A 21,518-nucleotide genomic window follows, 5' to 3' on the forward strand; every position below is an offset into this window, starting at 1 on the left:
ACCGGCAGCCGGCCGCCCGCAGCTCAGACCACGGGTGCGGCGACGGCCTCGGCATCCGTGCGGTCGGTGAAGGCCTCTTTCGGAACGAAGACGAGGATCGCGGCGGCGATCAGCGCGGTCACACCGCAGACCACCCACACGGTGATGTACCCGGCGAACGATCCCGCAGTGCCTTCGACCGCCCCGCTCACGCCGTTGAGGAGCGCGATCCCGAAGATGCACGAGGCGATCGCGCCGCCCACGGTCTTGACCGAGTTCGTGAGGCCTGTCGCGACGCCCGTCTGGGTCGCCGGAGCCGCCGATGCCGCAGCCGCGGGAAGGGCGGCCACGAGAGCACCCGAGCCGAGGCCGACGATGACCATGTTGGTCACCACCTGCACGTACGAATCGTGGAACGGAAGGAACAGCAGGAAGCCGATGCCGACGAGCAGAGATGCGCCCATCAGGGTGATCCGCGGAGTCAGCAGACGAGCGATGAGCGGGAACAGCAGGGCTCCCGCGATCATCGCGATCAGGTAGAGCCCGATGATCAGGGACGTCGCGAAACCCGTGGTTCCGAGCCCGTAGCCGTAGACACCGGGGTCGGTGCGGGCGAACGTCGACAGCGGCGCCTGTGCACCCAGCACGCTCACCCCGAACAGGCCGGCGGTGAGGAAGACCGGGCCGAGTGCCGGCGAGCGGAACATGCGCACGTCGATGAGCGGGTCGTCGCAGCGCAGTTCCCAGAGCACGAACGGGATGACGAGCAGAAGGCCGAGGACGACGACGGCCCAGGACCAGGGGTTGACGAGTCCGCCCTCGAGACGGAGCAGGCTGAGACCCCCGGTGAAGCAGATCAGGGCGAGCGAGATCAGCACGACGCCGACAGTGTCGAAGACACCGCCGGTCGGATCGGGAGACTCCTTCACCCCGAACAGGATCACGAAGAAGCACACGACGATGAGCACGGCGGGGATGAGCAGCACCACCGTCAGGGGCAGGACATCGATCAGGGCTCCGCCCACGAGCGCACCGATGATCGCGCCGCCTTCGAGCGCCGCGACGAGGAGTCCCGCGGCCTTCGCCGTGATCGACGAACGCCCCTCCATGCGACGAGAGCGCGACCAGATGAGCGCGATCTCGAGCGGCAGCCAGACGACGTAGAACCCCATCAGCGTCCAGCCGATCAGGAACACCGGGAACGAATCGGTGAAGGGCAGGACGAGCGCCGCCGCGGCGGTGAGCGCCGTCGAGATGAGCAGCATCCGCTTGTGGCCGACCATGTCGCCGAGCTTCGCGAAAGCGGGCACCACCAGAGCCGACAGCATGAGCTGCGTGCCCTCGAGCCAGTTGACATCGGCGTCGTGGATGCCGAGGTGCCGCGCGATGTCCGTGAGCATGGGCGTGTAGTAGCCCTGCAGCACGCCGCTGGTGAACTCGACGAAGGCGAGGAAGCCGACGACGGTGGCGAGGGTTCCCAGAGTTCGGGTGCGCGTCATCGCGGCTCCTCGGTGAAAGGACTGGATCGGGCACCGAAGCGCCCGCGGAGGGGTGAGATCACCCTAGCCGCTCGAGGAGCGCCCGATGGAACCGCTCCCCCCGCTCGAGCGCGACGATCTCGACGTTCTCATCGACGCCGTGGATCGACGCCCGCTGTGCGTTCGACATCTCGAGCGGCGCGAAGCGGTAGACGGCGGGGGCGAAACGGTGGAAGTGGCGGGAGTCCGTCGCCGCCATCATCACGTACGGGACCGCGGGGACTCCCGGGTGAGAGACGGCGAGAGCGTCGGCGAGCAGCGTGAACTGGGCGTTGTCGGTCGCGGACTCGGGCGACGGCTCGCTCGCCTCCTCGACGGATACGGTGATGAGCGGATCCCGGATGCGCCGACGCACCCGCAGCACCGTCTGCTGCGTCGTCTCACCCAGCGCGATGCGCAGGTTGACCGTCGCCGAGGCCTGCGACGGCAGGACGTTCGCGGCAGTGCCGCCCGACTGCATGGTCGGAGCCACCGTTGTGCGCACGAGTGCTGCGGGCTCGCCGCCGAGCGCGGCGAACAGCCGGCCGGTGACCGGCGGGGCCGAACCGAGCAGCCTGAGCAGATGCCCTGCCGGACCGGGAGTCTGAGCTCCGAGCTGCGACAGCATCCGTCCGATCGCCTTCGACGGACGCGGTCGGAACGTGCGGGGGCCGAGCCGATCGACGGCCCTCGCCACGCGCCGGACCGCTGTGAGAGCGGGCGGTGCCGAGGCGTGACCGCCCTCACCACGCGCCGAGAGCGTGAGCGTCATGACGCCCTTCTCCCCCACGCCGATCATCGCCGCCCGTCCCGGAACGAAGGGCAGCGGCGCATCCACGACGGCGCCACCCTCGTCCACCACGAGCCACGGGATGATGCCGCGATCGCGCAGGACGCGGGCGATCTCCTCGGCTGCTCGACCGAAGGTCTCCTCATTGCCCCCGAACGACAGGTAGACGTCCCGTGCGGGGGTGAACCCGTCGGCGAGCAGGTTCTCGATCGCCTCGAGCACGACGATCAGCGGACCCTTGTCATCGAGAGCACCACGACCGTAGACGACTCCGTCGGCGATGACGCCCTCGAACGGGGGATGCGTCCATGCGTCGCTCTCGTCGACGGGGACGACGTCATAATGCGCCATCAGCACGACCGGCCCCGCAGCGCCGGCGTCCCTGCCCGTCCAGTGGAAGAGCAGCCCGAAATCGGTGTGCCGTTCGAGTGCGAGATGCTCGTGGACGAGCGGGTAGAGCTGCGCGATCAGAGCGACGAACGACTCGAACGGCTCGGTTCCGCGCTCCTCGACCTCGGCCGACACGGTCGGCAGCTGGATCATCTGCGAAAGCCGTTCGGCGATTCCCGGTCGAGGTTCCGTCACGTCGGCCATCGTATCGCCGGGGACGATTCCCGCCGGCTCGCCGTACTCCGGTCGACGTCCGTCCTGCTCGGCGCCGGCGCCGCGAGACAATGGAGGGATGAGCCTGTTCGCCCTGGCACCCAAGCGCGGTCCGCGCTGGCATCTCGCCACCCAAGCGGCGCTGGGCATCGCGGTGCCGATAGCGGTCATGACCGTGCTCGGCGAGCCGTCGCTCGGCTACGTCGCGGCCTCGGGCGCGTTCACGGTCCTCTTCGCCGGGACGGCACCGGTGATCGATCGGGCGAGGATCCTGCCGTTCGTCGCCGCGGGCCTCATCGTCAGCGCCGCTCTCGGAGTGGTTGTCTCCGCCAACGCCTGGCTCGTGAGCATCGGCGTCGTGGTGGTCGCGGTCGTCAGCGCGGCCCTGGCGTTCGGGTTCCGGCTCGGACCGCCCGGACCGCTCTTCTTCGTGCTGGTGTTCGGTCTGTCGGCGCACGTCGTGGCGAGCTCGCCCCTGGCACCGCTGACCTACCTCGGGGCACTCGCGGCCGGCTGCGTGTTCTCCTATCTGGTCGCGATGGCGCCGCTTCTGCGTCCTCGAGCGCGCTCGATCTCCGCTCGGCCGCTGAGCGAGCTGCTCCCGGGCCCCGCATTCACCCCCGATTCGCGCATGCTCGTGATCCGGGTCGCGATCGTCGCCGTCATCGGCGTCCTGCTGGGACTGGTGATCGACCCCACCCGGACGTACTGGATCGTGGGGTCGGCGGTGGCGGTGATCGGCGTGGCCGCCGCCCGTCGCGCCGCCGTCCAGCGCGGACTCCATCGCATGCTCGGAACCGTGGTCGGGGCCGGCGTGTACGCCCTGCTCGCGCTGCTGCATCCGTCGGGGCTGTGGCTCGCGCTGCTGCTGGGCGCGCTGCAGTTCACGATCGAGCTCGTCGTCGTCAGGCACTACGCTCTCGCGCTCGTCTTCATCACCCCTCTGGTGCTTCTGCTGACGGGCGCAGCGACGGGCGAGATCGGTTCGATGGACGTCGCCGGGGAGAGGATCGTCGACACCCTCGTCGGAGCTGCTCTGGGTGCGATCTCCGGCTTGCTGCATCCGCGCGCGACCACGTCTTCCGCGTGACTCTCTCGACGTCTGCCGTCGCACGCGCCATACTCGCAGCATGACCCGTGCGCCTGAGATCGCCGACTACCACCGCAGGCTCAGCTCGGAGGATCGGCTGATCTGCGACCTCCTCGCGGACGAGATCGACCGAGCACTCCCCGACGCCGCCGCCAAGGTCTGGCACGCGCACCCGGTCTGGTTCCTCGACGGCAATCCGATCGTCGGATACGACCGCTTGAAGGATGCCGTCCGACTGATGTTCTGGAGCGGCCAGTCGTTCGCAGAGCCCGGACTCGTCGCCTCAGGATCCTTCGAGGCCGCCGAGAAGAGATTCACCTCCGCCTCGGAGATCGACACCGACCGGCTCGCCGTCTGGCTGTCGGAGTCGCGGGTCGTGCAATGGGACTACGAGCACATCCGCACGAACCGGGGCCTCGTCAAGCGCACCTCGTTCTGATCGCGGCTCGGGAACACCGCGAGACGGTGCGCGGTTGCACCTCGAGAGCCGAGAGGAGAGCCATGGAACTGACGCTCGTGACCTCCGCGTTCTGCGGAGCGTGCTCGCGCACCCGCTCGGTCGTGGAGGACGCCGTGCGCTACCTCCCCGACGCGACCGTCACCGAGATCGACGTCGCGAGAGAACCGGATGCCGCGGAGGCGCTCGACATCCGCTTCACCCCGACCGTCATCATCCGCGATGATTCGGGCGCAGAAGTGTTCCGCGCCGAAGGTGTGCCGACGGTGCCTCAGGTGCTCACGGCGGCGGTGAAGGCCCTCCCCGCCTGAGCGCGACGTCGCTCTTGCGGATGTCCGACCCCCGGCGCAGAATGAGCCGCAGCGGGACCGACGGCGGCCCCGCCTGACAAGGCTGGGGGCAGTCATGGCCAATCTCAATCCCTATCTCTCGTTCCGCACCGAGGCGCGACAGGCGATGGAGTTCTATCAGGGCGTGCTCGGTGGTGATCTCGAGATCAACGTGTTCGGCGAGTTCCCCGACATGGTCCAGAACCCGGATCAGCACGATCTCGTGATGCATGCGCAGCTCACGACGCCGGACGGCCTGGTGCTCATGGCCTCAGACACCCCCGACGGCATCCCGTTCGAGCCGCCCCAGGGATTCTCGGTCTCACTCAGCGGCAACTCGCAGGAGAAGACGCAACAGGTCTGGGACGCCCTGTCCGACGGTGCGGCGATCACCATGCCGCTCGACACCCCGCCGTGGGGCGGCACGTTCGGAATGCTCGTCGATCGTTTCGGAGTGCCCTGGATGCTGCACGGCGACCCCGAGTGAGTCGCTCAGCGCAGGGCTTCGGCCTCGATGAACGCTCGGAGCTCGTGCTCGTCGTCGGCCATCTCGGTCCTGCGCTGCGGAGCATCGAGCATCGCGCGCAGCTCTGAGGAGTACTCGAGCTCGACGCCGATCGCCTCGCGGATCGTCTCGGCGAACTTCTGCGGCTTCGCCGTCTCGAGCACGAGCATGGGCACACCGGGCTCGACGTTCTCGCGAGCGACCTTGACTCCGTCGGCCGTGTGCGGGTCGATGATGTCCCCCGTCGCCTCATAGACGGACCTGATCGTCGCGAGCCTGTCGTCGTGCGTCGAGGTGCCGCTGACGATGCCGAACTCCTCGACGAAACGCGCCAGATCGGAGGTGAAATCGAAGAAACCCTGGGTGTCGAGCTCCTGCCAGGCCTTCACGACGCGGCTTGCGTCACGACCCACGAGTTCGAAGATGAAGCGCTCGAGGTTCGACGCCTTCGAGATGTCCATCGACGGGCTCGAGGTGGCGAGCGTCTGCGCGGCGCTCCGCGGCCGGTAGACGCCGGTGCGGAAGAACTCGTCGAGGACGTTGTTCTCGTTGGCGGCGAGCACGAGGCGACGGATGGGCAGCCCCATCTCCTTCGCGAAGAACCCCGAGAGGATGTTGCCGAAGTTTCCGGACGGCACCGTGAACGACACCTCGGTCCATCCGCCGGCGTCCGTCGCACGCAGCCACGCCCAGAAGTAGTAGACGACCTGGGCGGTGATGCGGGCGAGGTTGATCGAGTTGACCGCACCGAGGTGCTGAGCGCGCTTGAAGTCGAGGTCGCCGGCGAGGGACTTGACGAGGTTCTGGCAATCGTCGAACACGCCGTCGACGACGATGTTGTGGATGTTGTCATCGTCGAGCGAGAACATCTGCGCGCGCTGGAACGCACTCATGCGCCCCTTCGGGGACAGCATGAACACCGAGATGCGGTCCTTGCCGCGAAGAGCGTGCTCGGCAGCCGAGCCGGTGTCTCCCGAGGTCGCGCCGAGGATGTTGAGGACAGAGCCCTTGCGCTCGAGCGCGTACTCGACGACCTGCCCGAGGAACTGCATGGCCATGTCCTTGAAAGCGAGGGTCGGCCCCTCGGAGAGACCCACCAGGGTGAGATCGTCGCCGATCGACCGCAGGGGCACGACCTCTTCAGGGAACGGCTCGTAGGCGGCCTCCGTCATGCGGGCGAGATCGGCCCGCGGGATGTCCGTGGCGAAGAGACCGAGCACCTCGGTGGCGAGCTGCGGATACGTCAGGGCACGCCAGCGCTCGAGCGTCTCTCCGTCGACCGTGGGCATCGTCTCGGGGACGGCCAGTCCTCCGTCGGGCGCGAGCCCCTCGAGCAGGGTCTCGCAGTACGGCAGCGGCTGCATGCCGCCTCGGGTGGAGATGTACTGCACGGGAGCTCCTCGGTTCGGGATCGGCACGGGGCTTCCATTGTCGCAGGTGGGCGCGGGGTGATTTCACGATCAGGATGCGCGTCTCACGACATAGCGCGTTCATCGCGCGGAGGCAATGGTGTTCCGCTGTGAACTCGTATCTCTTAGCGTGGACCCCATCAACAGAACAGGAGCCCTCATGACTGCGAAGACCCATACCGCGCATGACCACAAGCCCGCGGACGGCCAGGCTCCCACGACAGCCTCGACGCCGGCCGAACCCCTCTACGAGCGTGTCGACCTCGATCGCTACGTCGTGCTGCACGACGGCCCCGTCGGATACGTCGAGCACGTGCATCCTGTCTTCGTCTGCTACGTCGGCCACCCTTACCCGCACGCCGACGAGATCGCTCAGGTGCATGACTTCCACGACGCGGTGAGGACTGTCCTGCACCGCGCCGTCTCGAAGCGGCGCGCTCAGTGAGCCACGAGGTCTGGCCCGGTTCCCCCTATCCGCTCGGCGCGACCTTCGACGGCCAGGGCACGAACTTCGCCCTGTTCAGCGAGGGCGCCGAGAAGGTCGAACTGTGCCTGTTCGACGACGACGGCAGCGAGGAGCGCGTCCCGCTCGAAGAGGTCGACGCGTTCGTCTGGCACGGCTATCTGCCCTCCGTGCAGCCCGGACAGCTCTACGGATACCGCGTGCACGGACCGTACGACCCCGCGCAGGGAAAGCGATTCAACCCGAACAAGCTCCTCCTCGACCCGTACGCGAAATCCGTGGCCGGCCGGGTCGACTGGGGGCAGCCCCTGTTCGGCTACGACTTCGGCGACCCCGATTCCCGCAACGATGAAGACTCCGCCGCGACGATGGTCAAGGGCGTCGTCGTGAACCCGTTCTTCGAGTGGGCGGGCGACCGACTGCCCAAGACCCCTTATGCGCAGAGCGTGATCTACGAGGCGCACGTCAAGGGACTGACCCAGCTGCACCCGGACATCCCCGAGGAGCTGCGGGGCACGTATGCGGCCATCGGCCACCCGTCGGTCATCGAGCACCTGGTGCACCTCGGCGTCACCGCGATCGAGCTGATGCCGGTGCATCAGTTCGTCTACGACTCGACCCTCGAGGAAAAGGGCCTCACGAACTACTGGGGCTACAACACGCTCGCCTTCTTCGCGCCGCACAACGACTACTCCTCCAGCGGGCAGCACGGTCAGCAGGTGCAGGAGTTCAAGGCCATGGTGCGCGCACTGCACTCGGCGGGGATCGAGGTCATCCTCGACGTGGTCTACAACCACACCGCCGAGGGCAACCACATGGGGCCGATGCTGTCGATGCGGGGCATCGACAACGAGGCGTACTACCGCCTCGAAGAGGACCGTCGCTACTACACCGACTACACGGGCACGGGCAACAGCCTCAACGCCGGCAACCCGCACGCGCTGCAGCTGATCATGGACTCGCTGCGGTACTGGGTCACGGAGATGCATGTCGACGGCTTCCGCTTCGATCTCGCCTCGACTCTCGCGCGCGAGTTCTACGACGTCGACCGTCTCGCGGCCTTCTTCGAGCTGGTGCAGCAGGATCCGATCGTCTCGCAGGTGAAGCTCATCGCCGAGCCGTGGGATGTGGGCCCCGGCGGATACCAGGTCGGCAACTTCCCTCCGCAATGGACGGAGTGGAACGGCAAGTACCGCGACACCGTGCGCGACTTCTGGCGCGGTGAGCCGCAGGCGCTCGGCGAGTTCGCATCGCGTCTCACCGGTTCCGCCGACCTGTACGAGCACTCCGGTCGGCGTCCCGTGGCGTCGATCAACTTCGTCACCGCTCACGACGGCTTCACGCTGCGCGACCTCGTGTCGTACAACGAGAAGCACAACGAGGCCAACGGCGAGGACAACAACGACGGCGAATCCCACAACCGCTCGAGCAACAACGGCGTCGAGGGGCCCACCGACGACGAGACGATCAACCGCGTCCGCGCCCGACAGCAGCGCAACTTCCTCGCGACACTGCTGCTGTCGCAGGGAGTGCCGATGATCGCGCACGGCGACGAGCTCGGTCGCACCCAGGACGGCAACAACAACGGTTACGCGCAGGACAACGAGCTCACCTGGGTCGATTGGGAGGCGGCGGATCGTCCTCTCGTCGAGTTCACGGCAGCGGTGGCGAGACTGCGCCGCATGCACCCGACGTTCCGCCGCAGCCGGTTCTTCGACGGCCGGCCGGTGCGGTCGGAGGACGGCGAACGAGTGCCGGATGTGGTCTGGCTGCGACCCGACGGCCGCCGGATGGAGCCCGAGGACTGGGATTCCGGATTCGGTCTCGCGATCGGCATGTTCTTGAACGGACAGGGCATCCGCGAGAAGGACCGCCGTGGACAGCCGGTGACGGATCAGAACTTCCTCGTCTACTTCCACAGCGGGACGGAGGCTATCGACGCCGTGCTCCCCGACGAGCGCCACGGGCGTGCGTGGGAGGTCGCCGTCGACACCGCCGGCGACCGTGCCGGAGGCGACGCGATCGACGCCGGCGCTCCGGTGACCCTCGAAGCCAACTCGATGCTGGTGCTGCGCGAAGTCGATCAGACCGAGGTGCCGACGGACGACTCCGTCGAGGCCTCGCTGCGCATCCAGACCGAGCGCGCCGAAGCTCCGTCACCCGCCCCGACCCCGGAGCTGCCTCGATGACCCACCGCCCGCTCTCGACCTATCGTCTGCAGATCCGAGCGGGTTTCACGCTCGACGACGCGGCATCGATCACGGAGTACCTCACCGAGCTGGGTGCCTCGTGGGCGTACCTCTCACCGCTGCTCGCGGCCGTGCCGGGGTCGGACCACGGCTACGACGTCGTCGATCATTCCCGGGTCGACGATGCCCGCGGTGGCCCCGAGGGGCTCGAGCGCTTCTCCGCCGCGGCCCGCTCAGCGGGGCTCGGGGTCCTCGTCGACATCGTCCCGAACCACGTCGGCGTGGCCGTCCCGCGCGCGAACCTCTGGTGGTGGGATCTGCTGCGACTCGGGCGCTCATCGCGCCATGCGCTGGCATTCGACGTCGACCCGCGACTGTCCGACGGACGGGTGCGACTGCCGATCCTCGGGTCGTCGCTCGCGGAGGTGCTGTCAGCCGATGAGATCGTCGTCGACACGACCCCGGCCGACGATGCCCCCGACGGAACGCTGTCGTACTTCGACCACGTGCTTCCCCTGGCACCGGGATCGGGAGAGCTCGCAGACGATCTGCCTGCCCTCCTCGACGCCCAGCACTACGAGCTGCGGTTCTGGGAGGACCAGAACACCGACCTCGACTACCGTCGGTTCTTCGCCGTGTCCGAGCTCGCCGGCATCCGCGTCGAGATCCCGGATGTCTTCGAGGAGTCGCACCGCGAGATCGCCCGGTGGATCACCGACGGTCTGGCCGACGGACTCCGCGTCGACCATCCCGACGGGCTGACGGATCCCGGCGAGTACCTCGAGCGACTCGCCGACATCACCGGCGGCGCGTACACGGTCGTCGAGAAGATCCTCGAACCGGGTGAGCAGCTGCCGTCCTGGTGGCGCACCGACGGCACGACCGGCTACGACGCGATGGGCGAGATCGACCGCGTGCTGATCGACGGCGACGGAGTCGCAGCCCTCGACCTCCTCGACTCGCGGCTGCGGGACGAGACCGGTCTGCCGGCCGCGAAGTCCTGGGCCGACCTGATCCACTCCACGAAGCGGATGATCGCCGACGACCTCCTGCAGTCCGAGGTGCGACGCCTCGTCAGGGCTCTGCCGTTCGGCGTGGTCGGCGCCGAGGACGCGCTCGCCGAGATCGTGGCGAGCTTCCCGGTCTACCGGTCCTACCTCCCGGCGGGACGCGAGCATCTGCAGCACGCGATCGACGACGCCGCACGGCGCCGCCCCGACCTCGCGGGATCGATCGCCGAGCTGACGCCCCTGCTGCTCGACACCTCGCTCGAGGTCTCGCAGCGCTTTCCGCAGGTGACGGGAGCGGTGATGGCCAAGGGCGTGGAGGACACCGCGTTCTACCGCCACACCCGCCTCGGCACCCTCACCGAGGTCGGCGGCGATCCCTCGATCGCCTCCGTCTCGGTCGACGAGTTCCATGACGCCCAGCAGGCGCGGCTCGCGTCGTGGCCGTACTCGCTCACCGCTCTGTCGACCCATGACACCAAGCGATCCGAGGACGTCCGTGCGCGTCTGTCGGTGCTCTCCGAGATTCCGGACCGCTGGGCGCAGGTGCTGACCGAGCTCCGTGCCGTCGCCTCGACAGGACACGGGCCACTCGATTCCCTTCTCTGGCAGGCCGCGGTCGGAGCATGGCCGATCTCGTCGGAGCGCCTGCTCGCCTACGGGCTGAAGGCCGCGCGCGAGGCTGCGGAATCGACCGGATGGCAGCATCCGGATCTCGAGTTCGAGAAGGGCGTCGAAGCGATCGCCGAGGCGGCGAACGGGCGGGCTCGACCGATCCTCGAGGGATTCGTCGGCGAGATCGTCGACTCCGGTCGGGTCAACTCGCTGTCCGCGAAGCTCCTGCAGCTCGCAGCCCCCGGTGTGCCCGACGTCTACCAGGGCACCGAGCTGTGGGACCACTCGCTCGTCGACCCCGACAACCGGCGGCCGGTCGACTTCGCAGCGCGTTCGGCGATGCTGGGTCGACTCGATGCCGACGTCTCTCGCGGCATCCTTCCTCCCATCGACGACTCGGGCCTCGCGAAGATGCTCGTCACGTCGCGCACGTTGCGTCTGCGCCGGGACAACCCCGAGCTCTTCTACCGGTATCGCCCGGGCGGTGTCGCCGGTGAGGCGTCGGATCATGTGGTCGCGATGGACCGGGGCGGTGTGCTGGCGGTGGCGTCGCGTCTGCCCGTCGGACTCGAGCGCCGCGGCGGATGGGGCGACACCGTGCTGCTGCGCCGCGAACTGCCGGCGACGGACGCGATCACCGGTCGCCGCTTCGGCCGCGGTCCGGTCCGGCTGGCCGACCTGCTCGACACGTATCCGGTCGCGCTGCTGGTGGACGAGCGATGATCTCGGTCTGGGCTCCCCGCGCCGACAGCGTGCGGTTGCGTCGTCTGACACCCGCGTGCACCACGATCTCGGAGCACGACCTCACGTCGGCTGATGACGGTTCGGGATGGTGGAGCACCGATGTGGCGATGTCCGAGGGCGAGCGCTATGGCTTCCTCCTCGGCGACAGCACCGACCTGCGCCCTGATCCGCGGTCGCTGCGGCAGCCGCGGGGCGTGCACGGGCCCTCGGCTCTCTTCGATCCGGCCCGCTTCGAGTGGACCGACGGGGACTGGCGCGGTGCGCCGCTCGACGGTGGCGTGATCTACGAGCTGCACGTCGGGACATTTACACCGGACGGCACGCTCGACGCGCTCATCGGGCATCTCGATCACCTCGTCGAACTCGGCATCACGCATGTCGAGCTGCTCCCGGTCAACGCGTTCAGCGGCGACTGGAACTGGGGTTACGACGGCGTGCTCTGGTACGCCGTGCATGAGGGGTACGGCGGACCCGCCGCATACCAGCGGTTCGTCGACGCCGCCCACTCACGCGGCATCGCGGTGATCCAGGACGTCGTCTACAACCACCTCGGACCCAGCGGCAACTACCTGCCCGAGTTCGGTCCCTATCTGCGCGAGGGCCGGCACACGGCGTGGGGCGACTCGGTGAACCTCGACGAGCCGGCCGTGCGCGAGTACATCATCGAGAACGCGCTGATGTGGCTCCGTGACTTCCACGTCGACGGGCTGCGGCTCGACGCCGTGCACGCACTGCACGACGAGAGCACCCCGCACCTCCTGCACGAGCTGTCCGAGCGCGTAGATGCGCTCGCTCGCGAGGTCGATCGCCCGCTGAGCCTGATCGCCGAGTCGGATCTGAACGACCCGGTCATGGTCCTCTCCCACGAGGAGGGAGGGAACGGCCTCACCGCGCAGTGGTCAGACGACTGGCATCACGCGGTGCACGTCGCGCTCACCGGCGAGACCGACGGGTACTACGCCGACTTCGCCGCGCCGGACGCGCTGGCGAAGGTCACTCAGACCGGGTTCTTCCACGACGGGACGTACTCGTCGTTCCGCGGGCGCACGCACGGCGCGCCGCTGCCGCCGAGCGTCCCTGCCTGGCGACTGGTCACGTTCGCGCAGGACCACGACCAGATCGGCAACCGTGCAGCGGGAGATCGGCTGACCGCTTCGCTCTCCTCCGATCGACTCGCCGTCGCCGCGGTTCTCACTCTGACCGCACCGGGCACGCCCATGCTGTTCATGGGTGAGGAGTGGGCTGCGTCCACCCCGTGGCAGTTCTTCACCTCGCACAAGGAACCGGAGCTCGCGAAAGCCACCGCGGAGGGGCGGATCGCGGAGTTCGCGCGCATGGGGTGGGACCCGGCCGCCGTGCCCGACCCACAGGACCCGGCTACGTTCGAGCGATCGCGGCTGGACTGGAGCGAGCTCGCATCGGCATCGCACGCCCGCATCTTCGATCTGTATCGACGCCTGATCGCCCTGCGGCGCGAGGTGCCCGAGTTGACCGATCCCGAGATGTCGCACAACCACGTCATCGTGTCGAAGACGGAGGGCGCACCGGAGAACCGGGCCTACCGGATCGAACGAGGCGAGGTGTCGGTGCTCGTGAATCTCGCCGAGCAGGAGGTGGAGTTCGATCTCGCCCCCGACTCGCGGATACTGCTGGAGACGGCGCCCGTGCGGACGATCGCGCGGACCGTCGTGCTCGCACCCGAGTCCGCGGCGATCGTCGCACCTGCACGCTGATCGCCTTTCGGCCAGGTCAGAGAGACTTGGCGAAGCACAGGGACAGACCGCTGCCGATGTAGTGGCCGAACAGCGGGATCGGTCCGTAGCCCTCGCGTTCGTAGAAGCGCACGGCATCCGGCTGAGCGGTGCCCGTCTCGAGCACGAGGGACCGGATGCCGAGCAGGCGCGCTTCTCTCTCGAGTGCGCGCAGCAGCGCCACAGCCGCGCCCGTCCCGCGCGCGGAGGGAGCCGCGTACATCCGCTTGATCTCTGCGACGTCGGTTCCGAGCACGGCCGGATCGAGGGGTCGGAGACCGCCGCATACGATGGCGAGCCCGCTCTCCTCTCGTGCGACGAGGAAGACGGGCACGTCGTCCGCCGAGGGGATGACGCCCGGCTCATGGTCGTCGCTGCCGTACCGCGCATCGAGTTCGCTGCGCTGCGCGGCCCTGAGCCGCTCCGCATCCGGATGCGACCATGCCACCCGCTCGACCGTCACTCCCATGTCGCCCTCTCGATCCGATGTCGCCGCCCGATTCACGGTACCGAGCGAAGATGTCGGGGATGTTGCCGCGCGTCACCATAGATTCACGATTCTCTTAATTCACGCTTTTCTGTACAGTTGCATCGTGACCCTCGCCGCCTCGCCCACCCATACCGCCGCCGTCGCCCGCCTGGGTCATGCCCTGTCGGACTCGACGCGCGCAGCCATCCTGCTGGCGCTTCGAGCGGCGCCGGCGTACCCGTCCGACATCGCGGACGAGCTCGGGGTCAGCCGACAGCTCCTGTCGAACCATCTCGCGTGCCTTCGAGGATGCGGGCTCGTCGAAAGCGTCCAGGACGGACGCCGCAGCCGCTACGCGCTCGCCGACCCGCATCTCGCGACCGCGCTCGACGAGCTCATGCGCATCACGCTGATCGTCGAACCGGACTGCTGCGACGGCGAAGGATGCAGCTGCTGATGTCGACGAGCACTCTCACCGCCGAACGGCGCGCGACTCTGCACCGCCGCATCCGCCTCATCGTGGCGTTCACGATCGTCTACAACGTGATCGAGGCGGCCGTCGCGATCGCCGCAGGGTCAGTCGCATCGTCGGCCGCGCTGATCGGGTTCGGGCTCGACTCGAGCATCGAGGTGCTCTCGGCAGCGGCCGTGGCCTGGCAGTTCACGCGACGCGACCCCGAGCGCTGGGAGACGCCCACGCTCCGTGTCATCGCCGTCGCGTTCTTCGCTCTCGCGGCCTATGTCGTCACGTCGTCGGTGCTGTCGCTGCTCGGCGGTGATCGGCCGGAGCACAGCACGGTCGGTCTCGTGCTGACCGCGGTCAGTGTGATCGTGATGCCGCTCGTGTCGTTCGCCGAGCGACGCGCCGGCCTCGAGGTCGGGTCGACCACGGCCGTCGCCGACTCGAAGCAGACGCTGATCTGCAGCTACCTCTCGGCCGCCGTGCTCATCGGACTCGGCGTCAACAGCCTGTTCGGGTGGTGGTGGGCGGATGCCGTCGCCGGCCTCGTCATCGCGGTCTTCGCGGTACGCGAGGGTCTCGAAGCCTGGAAGGGCGACGCCTGTGCCACTTCGATCGGCATGATCCTCGAGGACGAGCACGAGCACCACGACCACGACCACGACCACGAGCACGTGCACGACGACCACCGTCACGACGACGCGCGTCACATGCACTGACGACCACGGAGTTCCAGAAAGAATTCCCGCCCGCGTCACTTTCCGTCGAGTTCGGGGTCTTGCATACGAGACCTGAAGTCGGCCTGGGGGGATACGAGCCGGTTTCGGGTCTGAGCCGCACTCTCCCCTTTGAGCGGCTCGCGGGTGGGGCAACTCCCACGGCCCCACCCGCCCTTCCGGGCTTCACGGGTCAGGCGTCCGCGCAGTCAGATCCAGCCGCGCTCCTCGGCCATCAGCACCGCCTGCTGGCGGGTGCCGACCGACAGCTTCGCGAGCACCGCCGAGATGTGGTTGCGCACCGTGCCGGGCGCGAGCGAGAGGGTCCTGGCGATCTGGGTCGTCGTCTCACCGCGGCGCCCGGCGCGGAGCACGTCCAGCTCCCGATCCGTGAGGGGCGACCGTTCGTCGCTCAGCGCGTCGGCCGCGATCTCAGGGTCGACGTAGCGGGCACCCGCGGCGACCCTGCGGATGACATCGGCGACCTGATCCGCTCCTCGCGACTTCGGCAGGAAGCCCGCGACACCCGATGCGAGAGCCCGCCGAAGCACCCCGGGACGCGCGTGACGGGTGACCACCACGCAGCGCGTGACGATGGCTCGGTTCAATCGCTCCGCGACCTCCACACCGTCGAGACCGGGCATCTCGAGATCGAGCAGGCACACGTCGGGCGTCAGAGCGAGCGCGGCAGCGAGCGCCTGCTCACCGTCGGCGCACTCGGCGACCACCTCGATGTCTCCTTCCAGACGCAACAGGGCGGCGAGCGCCGAACGGATCATCCCCTCGTCGTCAGCGAGGAGCACACGGATCATCGGCTCTGCCCATCTGCGGTCGACACATCGGATCGCGGAACCGTCACCGAGACGATGAACTCGTCGGCATCCTCGCGGATCTCCAGGGTTCCTCCAGCCTCCGAGATCCGGCGCCGCACTCCGTCGAGGCCCGACCCGACGGGGTGTGTCGCCACGCCGGTCACCACATCGTTCGCGACCTCGTAGCGCCACCCGTCGTCGACCCTGCGAAGGTCGAGCCGAGCCCGTCGCCCGGCCCCGTGCCTCAGGACGTTTGTGGTCGTCTCCCTGATGACGGGACCGAGAGCCGATGACGGCGCCTCATCGGCGTCGGGTGCGATGTCGGCCTCGACGGAGAGTCCGGCCGCGGCGAGAAGGTCTCGGGCATTCGCCACCTCGTCACCCAGCGGCACCGAGCGGAAGCGCGTCGCCAGATCTCGGGTCCCCTGCCTGGCTTCGTCGACGCTGACCCTGGCGGCCCGGAGCTGCTCGAGAGCGGCGTCGGGATCGATCCTCATCAGGCGCTCGGCCAGTTCGAGCTGCAACGCGATCACCTGCAGGTGGTGCCCCTGGAGGTCGTGCACGTCGGTCGCCACGCGCAGACGCTCCTGCGTCGCGGCGAGGCGGGCCTCCGACGCCCTCGCACGATCGACGGTGACCAGCACATCCCACCACCACAGCGAGCTCACCGACATCGCCGGGATGAGGATCGCGTACAGGGCAGGGATCCAGCCGGGGAGCGCGATCTCGGTCGCGCCCCGAGCGGCGTCGGCGACGGCGACGAGCACGAGCACCACGGTGGTCAGGACGACCATCCGCAGGCGCACCCCCTTGGGCCAGTTGAGCAGCAGCACCGACTGAGCGATGGGCATGAGCGCGAGCAGCCAGCTGTCGAGCACGAGGCCGCCCGCGATCCCGTAGCCGACCGCGATGAGCAGCGGAAGGGCGATGCGCGTCCACGCGATGCCCGGCTCGGCATCCAGCCGGTGGCGATAGTCCGCGAGCAGCACGATGGTGGAGCCCCACCAGAGCAGGCCACCCACGCCGACGACGAACGCCGCCGTCGCATCGCCGGGCACGGCGAGCGCCTGCAGCGTCCAGACCAGCACCAGGAAGAGCTCGAGGAAGGCCACGGCCGACACCGTGTACCACCAGGTCGCGGTGATGCCTCGGGCGAGCTGGCGGGCTCCCGGGGGTGGGTCGTCGGCAGGATCGACGACCGAAGAAGTGCTGCGCATGCCCCCACGATACGGGCGTGACACATGTCATGGATGCCGCGGGCGAACCACCCGGAAAGCAGTGACGGTTCGGCACTGCCGCAGCGCGACACCAGACGGTGGACTGGATGCATCGCGACGGAGACACCGTCGCTCAGACCGGCAGGAGCCACCCATGAATCTCATCGAGACCTTCCAGGGCTTCGTCGCCCAGGTGCCTGAACTCATTCAGCCGCTCATCGTCGCCCTCGCGGGCGCCATCCCCTTCATCGAGGGCGAGGGAGCCGTGTCGATCGGCATCATCGGCGGCATCAATCCGGTGATCGCGGCCGTCGCGGCGATCGTCGGCAACTTCCTCTGCGTGGCCGTGCTCGTCATCGCGAGCTCCGGTGCACGCACCGCGATCGTGAACCGGTCCCGCAGCCGGCAAGCCGTTGCGGCCGGTGGCGGAGCCGTCGAGGCAGCACCCGCAGACACGATCGACTCCGACCGCGGTGGCGCCCGCCGCGAGAAGTTCCAGCGGGCGTTCGAGCGCTACGGCGTGCCGGGGGTCAGCCTGCTCGGTCCGCTGCTGCTGCCGACGCAGTTCACCGCCACGATGCTCGCCGCGGCGGGTGTCGGCAAGGTCCGCATCCTCATCTGGCAGGCTGTCGCGATCATCGGCTGGACGACGATCGTCGCGGTGATCGTCGGCAGCGCCGTCTACGCGATCCGCTGAGACAACGACGTCGAACGCACGGAAGCCCACTCGCCGAACGCGAGTGGGCTTCCGTGCGTGTCGGGGTCAGCGACGTCCGGCGCTCGAACGGCGCCTGGCGGCGATTCCGGTGGCCAGTCCGCCACCGACGATCAGTGCGACCGCCAACGACAGGAATGCCGCGCCCGATTCGCCTCCCGTCAGAGCGAGCTCGCCGGGAGCCGCGACCGGGGTCGGCGCCGGCGCCGGAGTCGGTGCCGGAGTTGCGACCGGCGTCGGGGTCGGGGTCGGAACCGGCGTGGCCGGGGTCGGCGTCGGAGTCGGAGTCGGAGTCGGAGCCGGAGTCGGCGTCGGAGTCGGCGTCGGCGTCACGACGGGCACCGGGTTGGCGATGTTGGTGAGGGTGAGCTCGATACCGGCCGTGGTTTCCGGCGTGACCTCGAAGGTGCCGTCTCCGACGTCGACGACGCCGTCGCCGGTGATCGTCCACTCACCCCAGGTCACCCCCTGGATCTCAGGCAGATCGATCTCCTCGATCACGAAGGTCGAACCGAGCGGAGCACGTCCGCTGAGCACCGACTCCCCCACCGGAACCGTCATCGTGGTGGCTGCCGCATCCGAACCCTCGACCGAATAGCGCACGGTGTAGGTCGCATCCCGAGCGGCATCCGCCTGCGCGCCGGTGAGCTCCTTCGTGATGCCGAACGTCGTGTACGAGACACCACTGCCGTCGCCACCACCCGTTTCGACGACCGTGTGGGTCGCCGAGGTCGCGAACGTGTTGACGATCGCGTGGTTGCCGAAGACATCTCCCGCGGACACCGGCGCATCCGCCTGCGTGAAGTACACGAGCTCGTAAGCGAATCCGCCGGTCGGCAGATCGGTGACGGCGAACTCGAATGAGCGCCCGTCGTCGGCGAGATCGATCACGTAGGCCGACGAATCGACCGCGCTCCAGTCGCCGACCACTGCACCGTTCTCGACAGCGCGTCGCGCCAGATGGAACTCCCCGGTGTAGCGGTGCTCGGTCAGTCCGGCATCGAGGGTGTCGGTGATCGTGAAGGCGCCATCGTCGACATAGCCGCTCGGAATCCCGATGACCCATCTCAGCAGCCCGTCGGTCGCGGTCGCGCCGCCGAACTTGTAGGGCTCGTCCTCTTCCGCCGAATCTCCCGGTACGACTCCGCCGTCACCGGGCAGGTCGACGATCTCGATCGTGTCGCCCAGGTCGAACTCGACGGTCTCGCTGGTCGTCGACTGCGAAGCCCGCGCCTCCATCCAGAACGAGCCGCCGACCTCCTCGAGGCCGTCGACCGCTTCGGTCAGAGTGCACACCATGTCCGGCCCCTGGCCGGCAGCGACGACGCAGTTCGCCATGACCAGACCCGTCACGGGGTCTGTGATCGTGAACTCACCGGCCGACTGACGGCTGAACTCCGCGGGCAGGGTCATCCCGAAGGTCTCCCCTGCCTGCGCCCCGGTCGGGACGGCCCACTCGCCCGTGATCCGCACGGTCTGCCATTGCACCAGCGGGCCACCGCCGTTCTCGTTCTCGAGCGAGACGCTGCCGATCGCCCCCGGATAGGTCACGGACGGAGCCGCCATTGCGGGCGCGGTGGAGCCGAGCAGCCCCGCGATCGCCAAGACCATCCCCACGATGATCGCCACGATGCCGCGCTGTCGCGGCCTCGCTCCCCCGGCTCTCCTGGCCTCATTCATCCTCTTCGTCCGTGCACGCACGACACCACGCTCCCCAGTCATCGTTCTCCCCATCCGATTCGCGTCGCTCCCAATGCGACACATCTAAGAGATCAGGAAAAAGCGGGGGGATTACGCGGCAACCGGTATACAACTCCGATATACCGGGATGCGGTGTTGGCTGCGGCGTACCGGGGACTGCCTCGACGCGTCCCGGCCGTCATCGATTCCGGTTTTCCCCGCCCGTGGCTCGCGGGCTCATGCGCCCCGTCTGATGCGCCCAGATGGCGATCTCGACGCGATTGCGGACCCCGAGCTTGGTCATGAGGCTCGCCACGTGCGTCTTCACCGTGCTGAGGGTGATGAACAGCTCGCGCGCGATCTCGCCGTTGCTCAGACCCGCAGACACCTTCGCGAGCACCTGCTCCTCGCGCTCGGTCAGCGACTCGACCGGCGGCGGCGATGGTGCGGCGGCGGCCGATCCGGCGAAGGCCTCGAGCAGGCGCACCGTCACGTTGGGGGCGATCAGGGCATCACCGCTCGCTGCGGCGCGGATCGCCTGGGCGAGCAGCTCCGACCCGGCGTCCTTGAGCAGGAACCCTCTGGCGCCGGCCCGCAATCCCGCGAAGACGTACTCGTCGAGGTCGAAGGTCGTGATGAGGACGACCGCCATGGGATCGGGCACCCCTGGGCCGGCGAGCATCCGGGTCGCCTCGATGCCATCGAGGCCGGGCATCCGGATGTCGAACAGGCACACGTCCGGTCGCAGACTGCGGGCGAGGGCGACCGCTTCGGTGCCGTCGGCCGCCTGACCGACGACTTCGATGTCGGTTTGGGCGCCGAGGATCATGCTCAGTCCGGTGCGCACGAGTTCCTGATCGTCGGCGACGAGCACTCGGATCATCATGGCGCCCACCCGGCGCGGGGCAGCACCGCGTTGACGATCCATCCGCCGCCTGACGCCGGACCCGCCTCGCAGGCACCGCCGAGGAGGGCAGCACGCTCCCTCATGCCGATGATGCCGAAGCCGGGAGTCGGCGACGCGGCCACGTCTCCGTCGTTCGTCACTCTCAGGCGCACACCACCCGCGTCTGCCTCCACGCGGACGTCGACGCGGGTGACCTGTCGCGCGTGACGGAGGGCGTTGGTCACCGATTCCTGCGCGAGACGGAAGACGGCGGCAGCCACGGGTGGCGGGATGCTGTCGTCGTTGCGCGCGACCTCGACGACGACGACCGTTCCGCCCGGCCGCGTTCCGGCGAGCTGCGCGATGTCGTCCAACTGCGCGCTCGGCGCGAGCTCGGCCGTCTCGCCCTGCCGCAGGACTCGCACCATCGACCTCAGCTCGCTCAGCGTCCTGGCCGCCTCCGCCTCGATCACGCCGAGCGCATCCTGCGCTGCGCGCGAGTCCCGCCCGGCCACCGCGATGCCCGCCTGGGCGCGGATCGCGATCGCCGAGACATGGTGGGCGACCGTGTCGTGCAGGTCGCGAGCCAGGTGCTCGCGCTCCAGCATCCGGATCCGGTCGAGGCTTCGTCGTCTCGATCCCGCCCGGTAGCGAAAGGCGATGCCGAACAGGGCGACCGTCAGCAGCAGCGCGAACCCCCCGACGAGTTCATCGAGGCCTTCCCCGCGGACGAATGTCAGCGCGAGGCTCGCCAGGAGGATGGCCGACCCGATCACGAGGTCGCGACCTGCCCCCCACCGGTACACGGCGTACACGTTCACCATCACGAAGAGACTCGAGTACAGCGCCGAGTCGGGCAGGAGCAGATCGACCGGCACCATCACGATGATGAGCATGAGAAGCGGCTTCGTGCGGCGCCACAGCACGGTCGGCAGCACGACGAGGAGGGCGATCACCGCGAACAGCGGCTGCGTCAGGGCGGTGCGGACGATGCCCTCGACCACGGCCAGGACGGCGACGAGGGCCAGGAGCACCCAATCCCGCCAGACTCGGGACGGCGGAGGGGGCACAGCGCTCGGCGCACTCCACACGGAACGCACGAGCCCGGTCACGCT

20 protein-coding genes are annotated in these 21,518 nt (G+C 68.6%); 11 read left to right on the top strand and 9 right to left on the bottom strand.

The window, feature by feature from the left end; genetic code table 11:
* Window positions 1-23 precede the first annotated feature (23 nt).
* On the bottom strand, window positions 24-1,478 hold the full coding sequence (locus ACZZZF_RS07990; protein ID WP_463497879.1) for an MFS transporter: 1,455 nt from the start codon (window positions 1,476-1,478) through the stop codon (window positions 24-26).
* 58 nt (window positions 1,479-1,536) lie between these two features.
* The gene (locus tag ACZZZF_RS07995) at window positions 1,537-2,880 is read right to left on the bottom strand and encodes a M20/M25/M40 family metallo-hydrolase (RefSeq protein WP_463499928.1); all 1,344 of its coding nucleotides are present in this window, start codon (window positions 2,878-2,880) and stop codon (window positions 1,537-1,539) included.
* Window positions 2,881-2,968: 88 nt separating this feature from the next.
* Here ACZZZF_RS07995 and ACZZZF_RS08000 point away from each other — a divergent pair, with 88 nt between their 5' ends.
* The 4 genes from ACZZZF_RS08000 (at window position 2,969) to ACZZZF_RS08015 (ending at window position 5,252) form a co-directional block, all read left to right on the top strand.
* Window positions 2,969-3,979 (top strand): FUSC family protein, encoded by a 1,011-nt coding sequence (locus ACZZZF_RS08000; protein WP_463497880.1) that lies wholly within the window; start codon window positions 2,969-2,971, stop codon window positions 3,977-3,979.
* Window positions 3,980-4,019: 40 nt separating this feature from the next.
* Window positions 4,020-4,418 (top strand): DUF1801 domain-containing protein, encoded by a 399-nt coding sequence (locus ACZZZF_RS08005; protein ID WP_053098823.1) that lies wholly within the window; start codon window positions 4,020-4,022, stop codon window positions 4,416-4,418.
* A 62-nt stretch (window positions 4,419-4,480) separates the two neighbouring features.
* Window positions 4,481-4,747 (top strand): thioredoxin domain-containing protein, encoded by a 267-nt coding sequence (locus tag ACZZZF_RS08010; RefSeq protein ID WP_053098822.1) that lies wholly within the window; start codon window positions 4,481-4,483, stop codon window positions 4,745-4,747.
* Window positions 4,748-4,841: 94 nt separating this feature from the next.
* Entirely contained in the window at window positions 4,842-5,252 is a 411-nt protein-coding gene (locus ACZZZF_RS08015) for a VOC family protein (protein ID WP_053098821.1), read from the top strand.
* 5 nt (window positions 5,253-5,257) lie between these two features.
* Here the strand turns inward: ACZZZF_RS08015 and thrC are convergent, their stop codons facing one another.
* Window positions 5,258-6,661 carry a threonine synthase gene (thrC, locus tag ACZZZF_RS08020; protein WP_072592216.1) on the bottom strand — a complete coding sequence of 468 codons (1,404 nt, stop codon included), beginning with the start codon at window positions 6,659-6,661 and terminating at the stop codon, window positions 5,258-5,260.
* A gap of 178 nt (window positions 6,662-6,839) precedes the next feature.
* Here thrC and ACZZZF_RS08025 point away from each other — a divergent pair, with 178 nt between their 5' ends.
* The 4 genes from ACZZZF_RS08025 to treZ are packed head-to-tail and all read left to right on the top strand — an operon-like array spanning window position 6,840 to window position 13,430.
* Window positions 6,840-7,124 (top strand): hypothetical protein, encoded by a 285-nt coding sequence (locus ACZZZF_RS08025; RefSeq protein ID WP_053098820.1) that lies wholly within the window; start codon window positions 6,840-6,842, stop codon window positions 7,122-7,124.
* Window positions 7,121-9,331, top strand: a complete 2,211-nt coding sequence (gene glgX / locus ACZZZF_RS08030) for a glycogen debranching protein GlgX (RefSeq protein WP_053098819.1) — start codon at window positions 7,121-7,123, stop codon at window positions 9,329-9,331. The genes ACZZZF_RS08025 and glgX overlap by 4 nt, the downstream gene beginning before the upstream one ends.
* Window positions 9,328-11,676: a malto-oligosyltrehalose synthase gene (gene treY, locus ACZZZF_RS08035; protein ID WP_463497881.1), complete on the top strand. Its 2,349-nt coding sequence runs from the start codon at window positions 9,328-9,330 to the stop codon at window positions 11,674-11,676. The genes glgX and treY overlap by 4 nt, the downstream gene beginning before the upstream one ends.
* A complete protein-coding gene (treZ, locus tag ACZZZF_RS08040; RefSeq protein WP_056277029.1) occupies window positions 11,673-13,430 on the top strand; it encodes a malto-oligosyltrehalose trehalohydrolase in 1,758 nt (585 codons plus the stop codon). The genes treY and treZ overlap by 4 nt, the downstream gene beginning before the upstream one ends.
* Window positions 13,431-13,446: 16 nt before the next feature.
* On the opposite strand, the gene ACZZZF_RS08045 is transcribed toward treZ, so the two are convergent.
* Window positions 13,447-13,917: a GNAT family N-acetyltransferase gene (locus tag ACZZZF_RS08045; protein WP_463497882.1), complete on the bottom strand. Its 471-nt coding sequence runs from the start codon at window positions 13,915-13,917 to the stop codon at window positions 13,447-13,449.
* A gap of 121 nt (window positions 13,918-14,038) precedes the next feature.
* Between ACZZZF_RS08045 and ACZZZF_RS08050 the strand changes: the two genes are divergently transcribed.
* Together ACZZZF_RS08050 and ACZZZF_RS08055 are read left to right on the top strand one after the other, a co-directional pair.
* Entirely contained in the window at window positions 14,039-14,374 is a 336-nt protein-coding gene (locus ACZZZF_RS08050) for an ArsR/SmtB family transcription factor (RefSeq protein WP_053099385.1), read from the top strand.
* The gene (locus ACZZZF_RS08055; protein ID WP_053099384.1) at window positions 14,374-15,096 is read left to right on the top strand and encodes a cation efflux transmembrane domain-containing protein; all 723 of its coding nucleotides are present in this window, start codon (window positions 14,374-14,376) and stop codon (window positions 15,094-15,096) included. Before ACZZZF_RS08050 ends, ACZZZF_RS08055 begins: the two co-directional genes overlap by 1 nt.
* Before the next feature lie 206 nt (window positions 15,097-15,302).
* Here ACZZZF_RS08055 and ACZZZF_RS08060 read toward each other — a convergent pair whose 3' ends face one another.
* Both ACZZZF_RS08060 and ACZZZF_RS08065 read right to left on the bottom strand, forming a co-directional pair.
* On the bottom strand, window positions 15,303-15,905 hold the full coding sequence (locus tag ACZZZF_RS08060; RefSeq protein WP_053098815.1) for a response regulator transcription factor: 603 nt from the start codon (window positions 15,903-15,905) through the stop codon (window positions 15,303-15,305).
* Window positions 15,902-17,122, bottom strand: a complete 1,221-nt coding sequence (locus ACZZZF_RS08065) for a sensor histidine kinase (RefSeq protein ID WP_463497884.1) — start codon at window positions 17,120-17,122, stop codon at window positions 15,902-15,904. The genes ACZZZF_RS08060 and ACZZZF_RS08065 overlap by 4 nt, the downstream gene beginning before the upstream one ends.
* Window positions 17,123-17,276: 154 nt before the next feature.
* Here ACZZZF_RS08065 and ACZZZF_RS08070 point away from each other — a divergent pair, with 154 nt between their 5' ends.
* On the top strand, window positions 17,277-17,819 hold the full coding sequence (locus ACZZZF_RS08070) for a hypothetical protein (RefSeq protein WP_053098813.1): 543 nt from the start codon (window positions 17,277-17,279) through the stop codon (window positions 17,817-17,819).
* 66 nt (window positions 17,820-17,885) lie between these two features.
* Here the strand turns inward: ACZZZF_RS08070 and ACZZZF_RS08075 are convergent, their stop codons facing one another.
* The 3 genes from ACZZZF_RS08075 to ACZZZF_RS08085 all read right to left on the bottom strand — a co-directional run bounded on the left by ACZZZF_RS08075 (window position 17,886) and on the right by ACZZZF_RS08085 (window position 21,515).
* Complete coding sequence (locus ACZZZF_RS08075) at window positions 17,886-19,559, bottom strand: Ig-like domain-containing protein (RefSeq protein ID WP_463497885.1); 1,674 nt, start codon at window positions 19,557-19,559, stop codon at window positions 17,886-17,888.
* Between the two features lie 157 nt (window positions 19,560-19,716).
* On the bottom strand, window positions 19,717-20,403 hold the full coding sequence (locus ACZZZF_RS08080; protein WP_431739140.1) for a response regulator: 687 nt from the start codon (window positions 20,401-20,403) through the stop codon (window positions 19,717-19,719).
* Window positions 20,400-21,515: a sensor histidine kinase gene (locus ACZZZF_RS08085; RefSeq protein WP_463497886.1), complete on the bottom strand. Its 1,116-nt coding sequence runs from the start codon at window positions 21,513-21,515 to the stop codon at window positions 20,400-20,402. Before ACZZZF_RS08085 ends, ACZZZF_RS08080 begins: the two co-directional genes overlap by 4 nt.
* Between the last annotated feature and the right edge of the window lie 3 nt (window positions 21,516-21,518).

It is taken from the genome of Microbacterium sp. AC215 (genome assembly GCF_979258645.1).

Coding starts and splice junctions, on each gene's coding strand:
- treZ (WP_056277029.1), top strand. CDS start 11,673: ATGATCTCGGTCTGGGCTCCCCGCGCCGACAGCGTGCGGTTGCGTCGT.
- ACZZZF_RS08015 (WP_053098821.1), top strand. CDS start 4,842: ATGGCCAATCTCAATCCCTATCTCTCGTTCCGCACCGAGGCGCGACAG.
- ACZZZF_RS08080 (WP_431739140.1), bottom strand. CDS start 20,403: ATGATGATCCGAGTGCTCGTCGCCGACGATCAGGAACTCGTGCGCACC.
- ACZZZF_RS08070 (WP_053098813.1), top strand. CDS start 17,277: ATGAATCTCATCGAGACCTTCCAGGGCTTCGTCGCCCAGGTGCCTGAA.
- ACZZZF_RS08000 (WP_463497880.1), top strand. CDS start 2,969: ATGAGCCTGTTCGCCCTGGCACCCAAGCGCGGTCCGCGCTGGCATCTC.
- ACZZZF_RS08010 (WP_053098822.1), top strand. CDS start 4,481: ATGGAACTGACGCTCGTGACCTCCGCGTTCTGCGGAGCGTGCTCGCGC.
- ACZZZF_RS08075 (WP_463497885.1), bottom strand. CDS start 19,559: ATGACTGGGGAGCGTGGTGTCGTGCGTGCACGGACGAAGAGGATGAAT.
- ACZZZF_RS08065 (WP_463497884.1), bottom strand. CDS start 17,122: ATGCGCAGCACTTCTTCGGTCGTCGATCCTGCCGACGACCCACCCCCG.
- ACZZZF_RS07995 (WP_463499928.1), bottom strand. CDS start 2,880: ATGGCCGACGTGACGGAACCTCGACCGGGAATCGCCGAACGGCTTTCG.
- treY (WP_463497881.1), top strand. CDS start 9,328: ATGACCCACCGCCCGCTCTCGACCTATCGTCTGCAGATCCGAGCGGGT.
- ACZZZF_RS08060 (WP_053098815.1), bottom strand. CDS start 15,905: ATGATCCGTGTGCTCCTCGCTGACGACGAGGGGATGATCCGTTCGGCG.
- ACZZZF_RS08045 (WP_463497882.1), bottom strand. CDS start 13,917: ATGGGAGTGACGGTCGAGCGGGTGGCATGGTCGCATCCGGATGCGGAG.
- ACZZZF_RS08005 (WP_053098823.1), top strand. CDS start 4,020: ATGACCCGTGCGCCTGAGATCGCCGACTACCACCGCAGGCTCAGCTCG.
- ACZZZF_RS07990 (WP_463497879.1), bottom strand. CDS start 1,478: ATGACGCGCACCCGAACTCTGGGAACCCTCGCCACCGTCGTCGGCTTC.
- ACZZZF_RS08055 (WP_053099384.1), top strand. CDS start 14,374: ATGTCGACGAGCACTCTCACCGCCGAACGGCGCGCGACTCTGCACCGC.
- ACZZZF_RS08025 (WP_053098820.1), top strand. CDS start 6,840: ATGACTGCGAAGACCCATACCGCGCATGACCACAAGCCCGCGGACGGC.